The 15,195-nt window shown below is 65.9% G+C and carries 14 protein-coding genes; 6 read left to right on the top strand and 8 right to left on the bottom strand.

The window, feature by feature from the left end:
- Window positions 1-7: 7 nt before the first annotated feature.
- A complete protein-coding gene (cyoA, locus tag WI560_RS30285; protein WP_375306098.1) occupies window positions 8-1,168 on the bottom strand; it encodes a ubiquinol oxidase subunit II in 1,161 nt (386 codons plus the stop codon).
- A gap of 180 nt (window positions 1,169-1,348) precedes the next feature.
- Here cyoA and WI560_RS30280 point away from each other — a divergent pair, with 180 nt between their 5' ends.
- The gene (locus WI560_RS30280; protein ID WP_257179426.1) at window positions 1,349-2,677 is read left to right on the top strand and encodes an MFS transporter; all 1,329 of its coding nucleotides are present in this window, start codon (window positions 1,349-1,351) and stop codon (window positions 2,675-2,677) included.
- A 134-nt stretch (window positions 2,678-2,811) separates the two neighbouring features.
- Here WI560_RS30280 and WI560_RS30275 read toward each other — a convergent pair whose 3' ends face one another.
- Both WI560_RS30275 and WI560_RS30270 read right to left on the bottom strand, forming a co-directional pair.
- Window positions 2,812-4,203, bottom strand: a complete 1,392-nt coding sequence (locus WI560_RS30275) for a M48 family metalloprotease (RefSeq protein WP_375306097.1) — start codon at window positions 4,201-4,203, stop codon at window positions 2,812-2,814.
- Between the two features lie 134 nt (window positions 4,204-4,337).
- Window positions 4,338-5,108 carry a thermonuclease family protein gene (locus WI560_RS30270; RefSeq protein ID WP_375306096.1) on the bottom strand — a complete coding sequence of 257 codons (771 nt, stop codon included), beginning with the start codon at window positions 5,106-5,108 and terminating at the stop codon, window positions 4,338-4,340.
- 420 nt (window positions 5,109-5,528) lie between these two features.
- Between WI560_RS30270 and WI560_RS30265 the strand changes: the two genes are divergently transcribed.
- The 3 genes from WI560_RS30265 to WI560_RS30255 all read left to right on the top strand — a co-directional run bounded on the left by WI560_RS30265 (window position 5,529) and on the right by WI560_RS30255 (window position 8,390).
- A complete protein-coding gene (locus WI560_RS30265; RefSeq protein WP_257179430.1) occupies window positions 5,529-6,734 on the top strand; it encodes an ABC transporter substrate-binding protein in 1,206 nt (401 codons plus the stop codon).
- Between the two features lie 115 nt (window positions 6,735-6,849).
- Window positions 6,850-7,638 (top strand): enoyl-CoA hydratase, encoded by a 789-nt coding sequence (locus WI560_RS30260; RefSeq protein WP_375306095.1) that lies wholly within the window; start codon window positions 6,850-6,852, stop codon window positions 7,636-7,638.
- A 2-nt stretch (window positions 7,639-7,640) separates the two neighbouring features.
- The gene (locus WI560_RS30255; protein WP_375306094.1) at window positions 7,641-8,390 is read left to right on the top strand and encodes a hypothetical protein; all 750 of its coding nucleotides are present in this window, start codon (window positions 7,641-7,643) and stop codon (window positions 8,388-8,390) included.
- A gap of 193 nt (window positions 8,391-8,583) precedes the next feature.
- Here WI560_RS30255 and WI560_RS30250 read toward each other — a convergent pair whose 3' ends face one another.
- From WI560_RS30250 to WI560_RS30240, 3 genes are all read right to left on the bottom strand, one after another.
- The gene (locus WI560_RS30250; protein ID WP_375306093.1) at window positions 8,584-9,396 is read right to left on the bottom strand and encodes an enoyl-CoA hydratase/isomerase family protein; all 813 of its coding nucleotides are present in this window, start codon (window positions 9,394-9,396) and stop codon (window positions 8,584-8,586) included.
- Between the two features lie 196 nt (window positions 9,397-9,592).
- Window positions 9,593-10,753 (bottom strand): acyl-CoA dehydrogenase family protein, encoded by a 1,161-nt coding sequence (locus tag WI560_RS30245; RefSeq protein WP_027573854.1) that lies wholly within the window; start codon window positions 10,751-10,753, stop codon window positions 9,593-9,595.
- Between the two features lie 16 nt (window positions 10,754-10,769).
- Window positions 10,770-11,834: an acyl-CoA dehydrogenase family protein gene (locus WI560_RS30240; protein WP_375306092.1), complete on the bottom strand. Its 1,065-nt coding sequence runs from the start codon at window positions 11,832-11,834 to the stop codon at window positions 10,770-10,772.
- Window positions 11,835-12,084: 250 nt separating this feature from the next.
- On the opposite strand from WI560_RS30240, the gene WI560_RS30235 reads away from it, so the two are divergent.
- Window positions 12,085-12,870, top strand: coding sequence for an SDR family NAD(P)-dependent oxidoreductase (locus WI560_RS30235; protein WP_028138984.1), 786 nt, complete (start codon window positions 12,085-12,087; stop codon window positions 12,868-12,870).
- Between the two features lie 232 nt (window positions 12,871-13,102).
- On the opposite strand, the gene WI560_RS30230 is transcribed toward WI560_RS30235, so the two are convergent.
- Entirely contained in the window at window positions 13,103-13,375 is a 273-nt protein-coding gene (locus WI560_RS30230) for a GlsB/YeaQ/YmgE family stress response membrane protein (protein ID WP_257179435.1), read from the bottom strand.
- Window positions 13,376-13,416: 41 nt separating this feature from the next.
- Entirely contained in the window at window positions 13,417-14,013 is a 597-nt protein-coding gene (locus WI560_RS30225; RefSeq protein ID WP_375306091.1) for a YidB family protein, read from the bottom strand.
- A 161-nt stretch (window positions 14,014-14,174) separates the two neighbouring features.
- Between WI560_RS30225 and WI560_RS30220 the strand changes: the two genes are divergently transcribed.
- The gene (locus tag WI560_RS30220) at window positions 14,175-15,182 is read left to right on the top strand and encodes a 2-dehydropantoate 2-reductase (protein WP_375306090.1); all 1,008 of its coding nucleotides are present in this window, start codon (window positions 14,175-14,177) and stop codon (window positions 15,180-15,182) included.
- The last annotated feature ends 13 nt before the right edge of the window (window positions 15,183-15,195 follow it).

Raw genomic sequence — 15,195 nt, 5'->3', positions numbered from 1 at the left:
TCTGACTTCAGGAGTCGGACTTGGGACGTTGTCCGAGGAAGAAGGACGAGGACTTCAGCGGCGTGAACGAGGGCCGCTTCAGGCCGGCGCCGAGCAGCGGCGCGGTGTCGACGGGAGCCGTGATGGACGCGGTGGTCCTGCCCTGCGGCGCATCCGGCGTGCAGGTGCCGGCGACGAAGCTCGGCTCGGGCCCAAGTGCGGTGCCGCGGCGGGCGTATTTGTCGTAGGCCAGCGGCAGGGTGTTGTTCAGGCCCTGATGGCCGGCGCCGCCCTTGGCGTCGATCGCCATCATCTCGCTCTGGCACATCTTGCCGGTCTCGACGCACATGTTGAGGATCAGGCGGTAGAGATCGGCATCGACGGTGCCCCAGCGCCGCACCGGTTCGTTCTGGCTGGGCTTCTCGAGCTGGAGATATTCGGCGCGGCCGAGCGAGCCGCCGGCGGATTTGGCCTGCGCGATCCAGGCGTCGAAGCCCTTGTCGTCGAGGCCCCGGAAGTTGAAGTGCATGCCGGAGAAGCCGGCGCCGCTGTAGTTCGCCGAGAAGCCCTTATACGTGCCGGCATGGTTCACCACCGCGTGGAGCTTGGTCTCCATGCCCGGCATCGCGTAGATCTGGCCGGCGAGCGCGGGGATGTAGAACGAGTTCATCACCGAGGACGCCGTGATGCGGAAGGTGATCGGGCGATCGACGGGAGCTGCGAGCTCGTTGACGGTGGCGATGCCGTAGTCCGGGTAGATGAACAGCCATTTCCAGTCGAGCGCGACGACGTCGACCTCGAGTGGAGCCTTGGCCTGATCCACGGCGCGGTCGGCATGGATGCGGCCGAGCGTGCGATAGGGGTCGAGCAGATGCGTGCCCATCCAGGTCAGCGCCCCCAGGCAGACGATGATCAAGAGCGGCGCCGACCAGATCACGAGCTCGAGGGCGGTCGAGTGGTCCCATTCAGGCTCGTAGCGGGCCGCGGTGTTGGACTGGCGATAGCGCCAGGCGAACAGCACGGTCAGCGCCATCACCGGGAGGACGATCAGGAGCATCAGGACGGTGGAGATGACGACGAGGTCGCGCTGTTGGGCTGCGATATCGCCGGCCGGTGCCAGCACGACGTAGTCGCAGCCGGTGAGCGCGGCAGCCAGAGGTAGTAGCGCCAGGATCTTGAGACGAGACACGGGCCGAGCCTTTGAGAATGAGTTTCTTTTGCGGGAGCAACGGGTAGCTGCGGCGCAACAATCCGGACATTGGACAATTTGTCCAATGTTGCAGTGCGGGAGGTTGGGTCAGACAGGGCCAGATTGCCCGGCGCCCGCCGGGCAGTCGGCTTTGATTTTCAGGACGTTAAGGGCGCACGCATGGCGACGGCACAGACCCCCGCAATGGCAGACCTCCACACGGGCGAGCATGGCCATGACCAGGCCAGCCCCGGCGAGATCGCCATCGGCGTCATCATCGGCCGCACCTCGGAATTCTTCGACTTCTTCGTCTTCGCGATCGCCTCGGTGATCGTATTCCCGCGCCTGGTATTCCCGTTCGCGAGCGAGCTGACCGGCACCCTCTATTCCTTCATGATCTTCGCGCTGGCCTTCATGGCGCGTCCGATCGGCACCGTCATTTTCATGACGGTCGACCGTGCCTACGGCAAGACCGCCAAGCTGATCTCGGCGCTGTTCCTGCTCGGCACCGCGACCGTCGCGCTGGCGTTCCTGCCCGGCTATCACGAGATCGGCGTCGCCGCGATCTGGCTGCTGGCCCTGGCGCGCATCGCGCAGGGCCTCGCCTGGGGCGGCGCCTGGGACGGCATGGCCTCGCTGCTGGCGCTGAATGCGCCGCCCTCCAAGCGCGGCTGGTACGCGATGGTGCCGCAGCTCGGCGCTCCGCTCGGGCTGATCGTGGCGAGCGCGCTGTTCGCCTATTTCGCCGGCAATCTGTCGGCCGACGATTTCTTCGACTGGGGCTGGCGCTATCCGTTCTTCGTTGCCTTTGCCATCAACGTGGTGGCGCTGTTCGCGCGCCTGCGCATGGTGACGACGGAGGAATATGCCACGCTGTTCGAGACCCGCGAATTGCAGCCGGCGCGCATCTCCGAGACGGTCGCGCGCGAAGGCCAGACCATCATGCTCGGCGCGTTCGCGCCGCTCGCGAGTTTCGCGCTGTTTCACATGGTCACGGTGTTTCCGCTGTCCTGGGTGTTCCTGTTCACGCACGAGAGCCCGGTGCGCTTCCTGATCATCGAGATCGTCGCCGCCGTGTTCGGCGTCGGCGCGATCGTGGCCTCGGGCATCATCGCCGACCGCGTCGGGCGCAAATCGCTCTTGATGGGATCGGCGATCGCGATCGCGATCTATAGCGGCTTTGCCCCGCAGCTGCTCGATGCCGGCGCGTTCGGCGAGACGATCTACATGGTGATCGGCTTCATCCTGCTCGGCCTGTCCTTCGGCCAGTCCTCCGGTGCGATCGCCTCGAACTTCAAGCAGGCCTATCGCTACACCGCCTCGGCGTTGACCTCGGACATGGCCTGGCTGTTCGGCGCCGGCTTCGCGCCGCTGGTCGCGTTGCTGCTCGCCACCAATCTCGGCGTCATCGCTTCGGGGGCGTATCTGCTCTCCGGCGCGTTCTGGACCCTGCTGGCACTCTGGCTCAGCGGCCAGCGCGAGGCCGGCGACATGGACGCGGGGCGATAGGCTCGCGTCGTCGCCGCATCGCAGGTGTCGTAGGGTGGGCAAAGGCGCATCGCGCCGTGCCCACCATTTGATTATGATTGAAAGAGTTGGTGGGCACGCTTCGCTTTGCCCACCCTACGGCACCGGCCGTTGCCTCAATCCGCCACGATCTTCACGCGGTCGCGCACTTTCACCTGCGCGGTGCGATCGAGGCCGTTGAGCACGCGGAAGCGCTCGGCGGGATGATCGACGCCGGACATGCGGTGGGACAGCGATTCCACGGTGTCGCCCGGCTGCACGGTGATGACCTTGATGCGGAGCGGGCGGGCGGCCTGGATCTCGTCGAGCGTCAGGCGGCGGAACGACTGGACGGTCTCGCGCGCGTTGCGCTCGCTCTCGGTCGATTTCTGCCGTGCCGCGAAGATGAAGCGATAGACGTCGCTGCCGAAGCGCAGCGCGTAGACCTTGAACTGCCACTGGTCGCCCTTGGCGGTGGCCGACGCGGCCGGGAAGCCGTTGATGGTGATGTCCTCGGTGGACGCCTTCTCGACGCCCTCCATCCAGCCGGAGTTCAGATAGTCACCGAGCGACTGTTCGGCCGGCACGCGCACCACGTCGAAGCGCATCGCCTGTGCGCCGCCCTCGCGCACGCCGATCACGGCCTGCGCGGTGTTGTCGAGCGTGAAATTCTCCGGCGCCTGGAAGGTGAAGCCGAGCTTCGGATGCAGGAAGCGGCGGCCACGGACGAAACCTTCGCTGGGGTCCTCGCCGTAGACGAGGTTGTCGATTGCAGCGAGATAGCTCTCGCGGTCGCGCTCGGCGCCTTCCGGCGCAGTGTATTGCCGCGCGATGTTCTGCGCGTTCTGCACGCGCTCCGGGGTTGCCGGGTGCGACGAGGTGAAATCCTGCGCGCGTGGATCGAGCGAGGACTTGCCGGCCTTCAGCTCGGCATTGCGCTCCATCGCCGAGAGGAAGCGCGCCGCACCGTAGGGATCGAAATGCGCCTTGGCGGAAATGCCCACCCCGATGCCGTCGGCCTCGAGCTCCTGCTTGCGCGAGAAGCTCGCCATGGTGAGCTTGGTCTTGGCCAGCGCCAGCGCGGTGAGATCGGGATCGTTGCTCATGTCGGTGACGACGCGGGTGACGATCGCGGCCTGGCGCGCCTGGTCCTCGCGCATCGCCGCGTGCTTGGACAGCACATGCGCCATCTCGTGGCTGAGCACGGAGGACAGTTCCGAGGTGTCGCTCGCCAGCGCCAGCAGCCCGCGCGTGACATAGAGCTGGCCGTTCGGCAGCGCGAAGGCGTTCACCGCGCCGGAATTGAGGATGGTGACCTTGTAGCCCTGGTCGGGACGGTCGGACGCCGCGACCAGCCGGTCGACGGTCTTGCTGACGAGTGCTTCGAGCCTGGGATCGTCATAGGTTCCGCCATAGCTCCCCAGGATGCGCTCGTGCTCCTTCTCGGTGGCGGGGGTCTGCGCGACGGCCGGCTTGGGCTTGGGCATCGCGACGGCCGGAGGGGTCGCGGCAGCCTGGAACCGGCCCATATCGCCGCAACCCGCCAGCGTTGTGCTCAGGACAAGGCCAAGCGCAGCCGACGCAGCCCGCAGGCGGCGGCCATCACCTCGTCCGTGCCGTTCTAGCACCCCATTCACGTCGCTTAACCCGTGTCCGGCCTGTTTTAAGGCCTTACCCCTGTCGGCTCGTTTGCGCCCAGCAACTCGACCTGTCCTACGAGGCGTATGTCGATGCGCGGCCCCGTATTCCCCTCAACCCAGCCCCGAACTCGAATACGCTTGTTCTCCAAGGACTTAAGGGAAATTCCAGCGCTTTCAAACGCCGGCAGCGTGCGTTTGGAGATAGTCGCCGCAAAGCCTCGTGTCCAGCTTCGTCCGAAGTTGAGGTAGGTCGTTGCCCCAGCTTGCCGGACAGACAGGACTTTGCCCTCGACCACCACAAAGCGCCCGATCCCTGCCAAAATATCGTCCGGACTTTCCGCGTTTTTTATGGCCGACGGGTCAGCCCAACTGCCCTTTTTTTGGCGCCGTGCCGCTGCTTCCGACGCCATCAGGGCGGCCGCGCAGTCGCTGTCCGTGATCTCGGCGGAGACCATGGCCTCGCCCTGGGCCAGCAGCATGGCCTGCACCGGATTGTCGCTTTCGCCGATGAAGACCAGCGCGCCCTGACGGCCATAGCGGTCCGGCGTGTCGTCGCTGCCGCGGAGCCTGACGTCGCGGCCGGCGAGCAGAGATGCCAGTGCCTGCTTCGTCGTCGCAATGGGCTCGATCCCCATGAGACGGATCTCGCGGCCGTCGTCGAGACGGAAGCTGCGCGCATCGACGATGGCGGCAACGCGGCCCTCGCCCTGGGACTCGAACTGGCACGGCGCAGCAGACGCGGTATGACCCGCGATGAGAAGAAAGACGACGCTGAGATGAAGCAGTTGCGTCACGTGACCCGGAGAGGTTGCGTTATGCCTCGATCTTAACTCAAACGACGCCGACCACGAAGGGGCCCTCGTAGGGTGGGCAAAGCGAAGCGTGCCCACGTCTTTGCCAATCGCACGGGCGGTGGTGGGCACGGCGCAAAGAGCGCGCCTTTGCCCACCCTACGGCAGAGAGCGTGGAGCTTCGTCATTGCTGCACGCAATGATGCGGAAACCCTTGCGCCTATCTGCCATTCCGTTTTGCGGAAAGCGCACGATTGATCATTCATTTGCATCGTCGCTCGCGCTTGCTGCGCTCTTGCGCATGCGGCATGATTGCGGCAACAGCATTGCGGCAACAGCGATGCCAAGAGCCAACCAAGAACCAGCCAAGAGCAATAACCAAGCCGCCATCAGAGCACGGCGCGATAAGGGAGATCGTTTTCCATGAAGACTATTTTGTCGGGCATTTTTGCCGCTGCATTTGCCCTCAATGCGAGCGCCGCGCAGGCCCAGGACAAGCCGCCTCTCAAGATCGGCGGCATCCTGGACATGTCGAGCCTCTATGCCGACATCACCGGCGCCGGCAGCGAGACCGCCGCCAAGATGGCGGTGGAGGACTTCGGCGGCGAAGTGTTGGGGCGCAAGATCCAGGTGCTCGCGGCCGACCATCAGAACAAGGCCGATCTCTCCGGCAACATCGCCCGCGACATGCTCGACAATCAGGGCGTCGAGATGATCTACGACGTCGCGGCCTCCGCGACCGCGCTTGCGGCCGGCGAGATCGCAAAGGCCCGCAACAAGATCATCATGTTCAACGGGCCGGGCTCGATCCGTCTCACCAACGAGGCCTGCGGTCCCTACACCATCCACTACGTGTTCGACACCTACGGCCAGGCCAATGTGACCGGCCTTGCAGCGGTGAAGACGGGCCTCGACAGCTGGTACTTCCTCACGGCCGACTACGCCTTCGGCCAGGACCTGGAGAAGGACACCAGTGCCGTCGTGACCAAGACCGGCGGCAAGGTGCTGGGCAGCGTGCGCCATCCGCTCAACACCTCGGATTTCTCGTCCTTCCTGCTGCAGGCGCAGGCCTCCAAGGCCAAGGTGATCGGGCTCGCCAATGCCGGCGGCGACACCGTCAACGCCATCAAGCAGGCGGCCGAGTTCGGGATCATGAAGGGCGGCCAGAAGGTCTCGCCGCTGCTCGTCTTCGTCACCGACATCGACTCGATCGGCCTCGAGACCGCGCAGGGGCTGCTGCTGGCGGAAGCGTTCTACTGGGACATGAACGACGAGACCCGCGCCTTCTCCAAGCGCTTCCAGGAGCGCGTGAAGCGGCCGCCGACCTCGGCGCAGGCCGGCGTCTACTCCTCCGTCACGCATTACCTGAAGGCGGTGAAGGCGGCCGGCACGACCGACGCGGCCGCCGTGATGAAGGTGATGAAGGAGACGCCGATCAACGACTTCTTCGCCAAGAACGGCAAGATCCGCGAGGACGGCCGCATGATCCACGACATGTACCTGTTCGAGGTGAAGAAGCCGTCGGAGTCGAAGGGCCGCTGGGACGATTACAAGCTGCTCGCCACCGTGCCCGGCAACGAGGCGTTCCAGCCGCTGGAGCAGTCGCGCTGTCCGCTGGTGAAGAAGTGACGCGAAGCGTCATCCCGGGGCGCGAAGCGAACCCGGGATCTCGAGGTTCCGGGTTCGATGCGTTGCATCGCCCCGGAACGACGGAGGTTAGATAACGACAAGAAGGAACACCCCCATGAACGACATGGTCCTGCAGAAGCTCGAAAGCGGGCTGCTCACCATCACCATGAACCGGCCGGAGCGGAAGAACGCGCTCAATCCGGAGATGGTGGTCGGGCTGGTCGAGGCGGCGCGCCGCGCGGCTGATGATCCCGAGGTGCGCGCCGTGCTGTTCAAGGGCGCCGGCGGCTCCTTCTGCGTCGGCGGCGACGTCAAGTCGATGGCGGCCGGCCGCGCGCCGCTGCCGTTCGAGCAGAAGCTTGCGAACCTGCGTCGCGGCATGGAGGTCTCGCGCATCCTGCACCAGATGCCCAAGCCTGTGGTGGCGCAGCTCGACGGCGCCGCGGCCGGCGCCGGCCTGTCGATGGCGCTGTCATGCGACCTGCGCATCGCATCGGAATCCTGCAAGATCACCACCGCCTTCGCCAAGGTCGGTTTCTCCGGCGATTACGGCGGCACCTATTTCCTCACCCAGCTGCTCGGCAGCGCGCGGGCACGCGAGCTCTATCTGATGTCGCCGGTGCTGACCGCGAGGGAGGCGCACGCGATCGGCATGGTGACCAAGGTGGTGCCCGACGCCGAGATCGACGCCGCCGCCCACGAGCTCGCGCTGTCGCTGGCGCAAGGGCCGTCGATCGCGCTCGGCTTCATCAAGCGCAACATCAACAATGCCGAGCATCTGGCGCTGGAGGATTGCTTCGACGGCGAGGCGATCCATCACACCCGCTGCGGCGATACCGAGGACCACAAGGAGGCCGCCAAGGCCTTCGTGGAAAAGCGCAAGCCGACATTCAAAGGCGCATGACGATGGCGCCCTATATGCGGCTACGGCAGATCTGCCTCGTCGCGCCGCAGCTCGCGCCTGTCGTCTCCGACATCGCGGAGATCATGGGCCTTTCCGTCTGCTACCGCGACGGCAATGTGGCGAAGTACGGTCTGGAGAACGCGCTGCTCCCGGTCGACACGATCCTGCTAGAGGTGGTCGCGCCCTTCAAGGACGGCACCACGGCCGGTCGCTTCATCGAGAAGACCGGCGGTCGCGGCGGCTATATGGCGATCTTCTGCTGCAACGATCCCGACGAGCGCGGACGTCATGCGAACGCGATGGGCGTGCGCACCGCCAACGTCATCGACCACGCGCCCTATCACGGCGTGCAGCTCCACCCCCGCGATTGCCGCGCCGCCTTCATCGAGTTCAATCACACCGAAGGCAGCGACGATATTCTGGGCGCGTATCCGCCGGCGGGACCGGACTGGCAGAATTTCATCCGCAAGGACGTGACGCAGGCGCTGACCGCCGTGGAGATGCAGAGTCCCGATCCGCAGGGGCTGGCGGCGCATTGGGGCAAGATCATCGGCGTTGCGGCCGATGGCGCCGCGCTGAAGCTGCCCAACGCCACCTTCCGCTTCGTCAAGGGCGCCAGCGAGATTATGAGCGCGCTGGAGTTTCGGGTAACCGACGTCGCACGCGTGCTGCATACCGCGCGAGCGAAGGGGCATGCGGTGGCGGGGAATGAGTTCTTGCTCGGCGGCGTGACGTTTCGGCTAACGGCTTGAGCTCTTGCCGCAAGTACCGCTGTCGTCCCGGACAAGCGAAGCGCAGATCCGGGACCCATAACCACAGGGCGAGGTTATGACGCGGGATGATAACTCCGAGACTTCGTCAAACTTCTCGCTGGATCCCCGCCTCGCGGGGATGACAGGGGAGGTTGCGGCGATGTCAAGGTGATACGGCGAGCTCGTGCCGCAATCACCTTCCCCTAAAATTCGCCGCGCGCCGCTCTTCCGTCGCCTTCACGCCTTCCTTGAAATCTTCCGTCGCGCGCAGGCGGGTCTGTTCGGCGAGCTCGTGGTTGGTCGCCGCCATGACGCGGTCGGCGAGCCCGTTGCGCATCGTGGCCCGGGTCGAGAGCAGGCCGAGCGGGGAGCATTCGGCGATCTCGCCGGCGAGCTTCATGGCGGCCGCCTTGACCTGGTCCTGCGGCACCAGCTCGTTGGCGAGGCCCCACTTGTAGGCCTCTTCGCCGGTGACGCGGCGGCTAGTGTAGAACATCAGCTCGGCGTTGTTCTTGCCGATCAGCTCGGGCAGCGTCACGGTCAGGCCGAAGCCGGGATGAAAGCCGAGCTTGGTGAAATTCGCGGAGAAGCGCGCCTCGGGGCAGGTGACGCGGAAATCGGCGGAGACCGCGAGGCCGAGGCCGCCGCCGATGGCGGCGCCCTGCACGGCGGCGACGATCGGCTTCTTGGCGCGGAAGATGCGCACGGCCTGGATGTAGAGATGGTTGATCGGCCCGAGGCTGTCGGCCGGATCGCCCTTCTTCTCGGCCTCGCGCGCCTCCTGCGCCTGCCGCGCCGGATCCTGGAAGTTGGCGCCGGCGCAGAACGCCTTGCCCTGCGCGGAGAGAACGGAGCTGCGGATCTCGATGTCGCGGTCGAATTCGTCGAGCGCGTCCGCGATCTGGTTGATCAGCGAAATGTCGAAGAAGTTCAGCGGCGGGCGGCGGATCTCGATGGTGCCGACATGCCCGACCTTCTCGACGCCGATGTCTGTGTAGGTGCTCATTATTTGCCTCCCGTAACTCGATATATCCGTAGCGAAGAACCACCTCTCCCAGGGGGAGAGGTCGGCGCGTAGCGCCGGGTGAGGGGTTGCAGTCCCTCGGTAAAGCCCCCCTCACCCGATTTGCTGGCGCAAATCGACCTCTCCCTATGGGAGAGGTGATCGGAGCGAGCCGCCGCGATAGCGTCGTCCATGCGCGTCAACGCAAGCCAAGGCCGCGGGCGATGATGCCGCGCAGCACCTCGGTGGTGCCGCCCTGGATGGTGAGTTTCGGTGCGGTCTTGATGGCGAAGTCGAGTTGCCGCTCCAAAGTTTCGCGGTTGGTTGCGGTCTCCTCGACGAAGGCGGCGAGATCGCGGACGCGGTGCGGAAGCTGCTGCTCCCAGACCGTGCCGATGTCCTTGACGATGGACGCCTCGACCACCGGCTCCTTGCCGGCCTCGAGCATGCCGGCCACCGAGACCGACATGCGCCGCATGGTGTGGAGCTGCGCGACCAGGCGGCCGATGCCTTCGGCGCTGCGGGTGTCCGGGTTGGGGCCGACCGCGCGCACCAGCTCGGTCAGCACATAATAGGTTTCGAGGAAACGCTCGGGGCCCGAACGCTCATAGGCGAGCTCGCTCGTCGCCTGCTTCCAGGCACCGTCGACCTCGCCGAGCACGTGATCATCAGGGATGAAGTGATCGGTGAAGACGACCTCGTTGAACTCGTACTGCCCGGTGATCTGGCCGATCGGGTTCACCTTGATGCCCGGCTGCTTCATCTTGACCAGGAACTGGGTCAGGCCGTGGCGGCGGTTTTCCTTGGTCGGCGGCGAGGTCCGGAAGATCGCGATCATGTAGTCGGCGATATGCGCCGACGAGGTCCAGATCTTGGTGCCGTTGATGAGATAGCCGCCGTCGGTCTTGGTCGCACGCGTCTTCGCCGCGAACAGGTCGGAGCCGGAATTCGGCTCGCTCATGCCGATGGCAAAGCAGATCTCACCGCGGCAGATCCGCGGCAGGATCTCCATCTTGATATGCTCGGGCGCATATTTCAGCAGCACCGGACCGCTCTGGCGATCAGCGACGAAGAAGCGCCGCGTCGGCGCGTTGGCGACGCGCATCTCCTCGGTCACCACGTAGCGCTCGAGGAAGGAGCGCTCCTGGCCGCCATATTTCTTCGGCCAGGTCATCCCGAGCCAGCCCTTGGCGCCGACCCGGCGGGAGAACTCCGGCGCGTCGGTGTCCTCGCGGTTGGGCTTGTGCGGGTCGAAGGTGCCGGCGGCGATCTCCTCGGCGAGGAAGGCGCGCACTTCCTTGCGCAATTGTTCGCACTTTTCCGGCAGGCGGATCGGATCGAAACGAAGCGCAGCGGTCATGTGTTTCTCTCCCTGATCAGCGCGAGGCCACCAGCGGCCACAACTCGTCGGCGCCGCGGTTCGCCACCAGCCTGCCGAGCTCGACGGCCCAATGGCTTTCCGAGCCGAAATCGTCGCGCCAGGCCAGCGCCCGCAGCGAATAGCGGTGCAGGATGTGCTCGAGGGTGAAGCCGATCGCGCCGTGTACCTGATGCGCGATGGCGCCGCCCTTCTCCGCGGCTTCCGCGCAGCGGATCTTGGCGGAGGCCGCTTCGAGATAGACCTCGTCGTCGAAGGATTTTGCATTCGCGATGGCGTCGGCCGCGGACGTTGCCGCCGCAAGCGCCGCGGCGGATTCGCCGGCGAGGCGCGCCAGATTGTGCTGCACGGCCTGGAATTTCGAGATCTTCTTCTCGAAGGCGACACGCTCGTTGGAATAGCGCACGGAGATGTCGAGCATCGATTCCAGTGCGCCTGCGATCTGCAGGCTGCGCGCAACGCCGCCCATCAGCATCAGATGGGTCTGGTCAACGCCCTTCGGCGCGGGCTTGAGCGTGACGGGCTGGACCTTGTCGAGCGTCACGGTATCGCTGTGGTCGTAGCCGACATTGAGGCCCGGCTCGATTCGCGCCTTGCTGGCGTCGACCAGCGCGATCGCGACACCATCCTTGCCATGCGCCAGCACCGCGAAATGCTTCGCCGCCTTCGCAAAAGGCACGCCGCGGGCGCGGCCGGAGAGCGAACCCTCGGCATCGAGGCTGATACGGTCCTTCGGCGAAGCCGGCAGCACCGTCATCTCGCCCTCGGGGGAAGCGATCTTCGCCTGCGCCAGCAGCCAGCCCGCCAGCATGGTCTCGGCCAGGGGAACCGCGACGGCGAAACGGCCGGCGGCATTCAGCAGCGCAAAGCCATCGGCGAGGCTCGCGCCGGAGCCGCCGAGCTCATCGGGCACCCAGGACAAAGGCAGGCCGGCCTTGCTCAGCGCCTGCCATAGCGGCGCCTGCCATGCACCCTTCTTGTCGTTGTTGATGGTTTGCGGATCGGCGAGATCGGCGAAGATCTTCTCCGCGGTCTCGACGACGATGTTGTCACTCTCCGCCACAGCGTTCCCCGTGTTTTGCCGTTGGCGCCTCCCGCCAGGCTGAGCGGGCGCGCAGGTCTTCTTGCGCCCGATGATCCGAAAAAGCCATGGCCCTGACAAGCGTTGATCGCAGGCCAACCTGCGGCGCGGGCATGGGCGCAAGGATCGAGGGGAAGCTAATTCCGCTTAGCGGAGTTTGCTCGATTTGCAGGGCGCCGCAAACTCGCTAAACAAGGCGCGAACGATCAGAGCCACGGGGAAGGAAATCAGGATGGCCAAGGACAATCTGTGCGCAATCGTGACGGGGTCTGCTTCCGGGCTCGGCGCGGCGACGGCCGAGATTCTCGCGCGCAGCGGGGCGCGGCTCGTCATCAACTATTCGTCGAGCCAGAAGGAGGCCGAGGCCACCGCGGACGTCTGCCGCAAGGCCGGCGCGGCGGAGGTGCTGGTCGCGCAGGGCGACGTTTCGAAGGATGAGGATTGCCGCAAGATCGTCGCGGCCGCCAGCGGCTGGGGCCGGCTCGATATCCTCGTCAACAATGCCGGCACCACCAAGCATGTCGCTCACGCCGATCTCGACGGATTGTCGGCTGAGGATTTCCAGCGGGTCTATGGCGTCAACACCATCGGCCCGTTCCAGATGGTGCGCGCCGCGCGCAGCCTGCTCGAGGCCGGCGCCAAAGCCTCGGGGCGGCCCTCCGCCGTGGTCAACGTGTCCTCGGTTGCCGGCATCAGCGGCGTCGGCTCGTCGATCGCCTATGCCGCCAGCAAGGGCGCGCTCAACACCATGACGCTGTCGCTGTCGCGCGCGCTGGCGCCGCTGATCCGCGTCAACACCGTCTGCCCCGGCTATATCGACACGCCCTGGTTCACCAAGGGCCGCGGCGAGGCCGGCGCCAAGCAGGTGCGCGACAGCGTGGTGGCGAAGGTGCCGCTGAAGGTCGCTTCGAGCGCCGAGGACATCGCGCAGCTGGTCTGCTTCCTGGCGATGCCGGCGTCCAGCAACATGACCGGCGAGGTCGTGCGCATGGACGCGGGGATGCATTTGGTGACGTAATTGGGTGTCTTGTCGCAGTGACGCTCCACTGCTGCGGCAAATACAGGTGTCGTCCCCGCGAACGCGGGGACCCATAACCACAGGGAGAAGTTTGGCGCGACTCTGGTCACTCCGAGTCTTCGCCAAACCACCTCCTGTGGTTATGGATCCCGGATCTGCGCGCGCTTAGGGCGCGCTTGTCCGGGACGACGGCCGAATTTGAGGCGCGAGACTCGCGCTACACGACCAAGCGTCACCCCTTGATGACGCCGCTTGCCACCAGCCGATTCCAGATGAACAGCACCACCACCGCGCCGATCGTGGCCATGATGAAGCCGGCACCCTGGTCGGGGCTGTAATGGCCGATGGCCTGGCCGATCCAGGTCGCCAGAAACGCGCCGGCGATGCCGAGGATGGTGGTGAGGATGAAGCCGCTCGGATTGTTCGGCCCCGGCGCCAGCCAGCGCGCGATGAGGCCGGCAATGAAGCCGACGACGATGATCCACAACAGGCCGCCCATGCTCATGAATGTGCTCCCCTTCCCAAAGCGCGTCGATCGAGGTCTGATTAAATCCTGCCCGAGAGCTCGTCCTCGGTCGGCAGCCGTCCATCCGGCGTCAGATGATCGATCACCTGCGGCAGATATTGGCTGAGGCCGTTGAGCAACTCCTCGCGCGGCAGGCCGCTTTGGGCGGACAGGCTGTCGATCTGGTCGGCGCCGAGCGCGCTGGCGAGATCGCCTGGCGCGATCGGTTTGTTCTCGCCCTTTCCGACCCAGGACTTCGCGGCGTCGCCATGGCCGCCCTGCTGCAGCTGGTTGAGAAGGTCGCCGAGGCCGCCGCTGAGCACGGTGCCGGCGGCGCCGCCTGCGAGCAGGCCGCCGAGACCGCCTTTGAGCAGGCCTCCGAGACCGCCAAGACCGCCGCTATCAAGACCGCCGCTGTCGGCGGTGTTCGTGTTGACCGGCGGGGGCGCCGGCGTCGGCGACGGCTGCGGTGCCGTACCGGACTGGTTCGCGGTCATGTGCTTGAACGCCTTCCAGGCGAGCAGGCCGAGCAGCGCCATGGTCATCGGCGACATGCCGCCGGAGGATTTCTCCGTGCTCGGCGTAGAGGGGCCGCGCGGGCCGTTCTGCATGCCGTTGAGGACGTCGAGTAGACCCATGGTGCTCTCCTTTGGCGTCTCGTTCGGCGAGCGCTCGCCGCTGACTGCCCCCGGGGCGAAAACATATGGGGCCGTCATGACCGTTACAAGTCGGCGGCGACGCGATTGGTTGTCGGCTCCGCCTCTGCTATCGAGAGCAGGACGTTCAGGGAGCAGGCTCAGTGGTTGCGGATCGACCGATCGTGGTGGCCGGCGCCGGCGCCATCGGCTGTTTCGTCGGCGGCATGCTGGCGGCCGGCGGCCGCCGTGTCGCGCTCTTGGTGCGGCCGCGGGTGAAGACCGAGATCGAGCGGTTCGGCCTGCTTCTGACCGATTTCGACGGCTCGGAGAAAAAGCTCAGCACAGGCCAGCTCGCGCTGTCGGAAAATCCTGCGATCTTCCACAATGCCGGCATCGTGCTGGTCACGGTGAAGAGCGCCGACACCGCCGCCATCGCGGATCAGATCGCGCAGCATGCGCCCGAGGATGCCGTCATCGTCTCGCTCCAGAACGGTATCGGCAATGTCGCGGTGCTGCGCGAACGTCTCGGCGGCCGCCGCGTGCTCGCCGGGATGGTGCCGTTCAACGTGATCGCGATGGGCGAGGGCCGTTTCCACCGCTCGACCTCAGGCGACATCCATATCGGCGAGGACGCCGCGAACACGGCCGCTGCGCTCACGGTGCCTGGCCTCGCCGTGCGCGCAAGCGCTGACATCACCGGCGTGCAATGGGGCAAGCTGATCATCAATCTGAACAACGCGCTCAGCGCGCTCTCCGACATGCCGCTCGCCGCGCAATTGGCCAACCGCGACTGGCGCAGGCTGTTCGCCGACCAGATGGCGGAGGGACTTGCCGCGCTGAAGGCCGCCGGCATCGCGCCGGTGTCTTCGACGCCGATCCCGATGAGCTGGTCTCCGACCTTGCTGCGGCTGCCGGATGCGATCTTCAGCGCGATCCTGGGGCGGACCATGAAGATCGATCCCGAGGCGCGCTCCTCGATGTGGCAGGACCTGAAACAGGGCCGCAAGACCGAGATCGACTATCTCCAAGGCGCCGTGATCGCGCTCGCCGAGCAAAACCATGTCGAGGTGCCGCTGATGCGCCGTATTGTTGCGCTGATCAGGGAGGCCGAGGCGGTCGGCAACGGACCGCCGCGCCTGACGCCGCAGCAGATCCGCGGCGGGACTTGAGCACGAGGAGAGG

This window comes from Bradyrhizobium sp. A11 (genome assembly GCF_042077125.1).
In the GTDB taxonomy this organism is placed as follows: domain Bacteria; phylum Pseudomonadota; class Alphaproteobacteria; order Rhizobiales; family Xanthobacteraceae; genus Bradyrhizobium; species Bradyrhizobium japonicum_B.
This window is presented reverse-complemented; position numbering and strand designations above follow the sequence as displayed.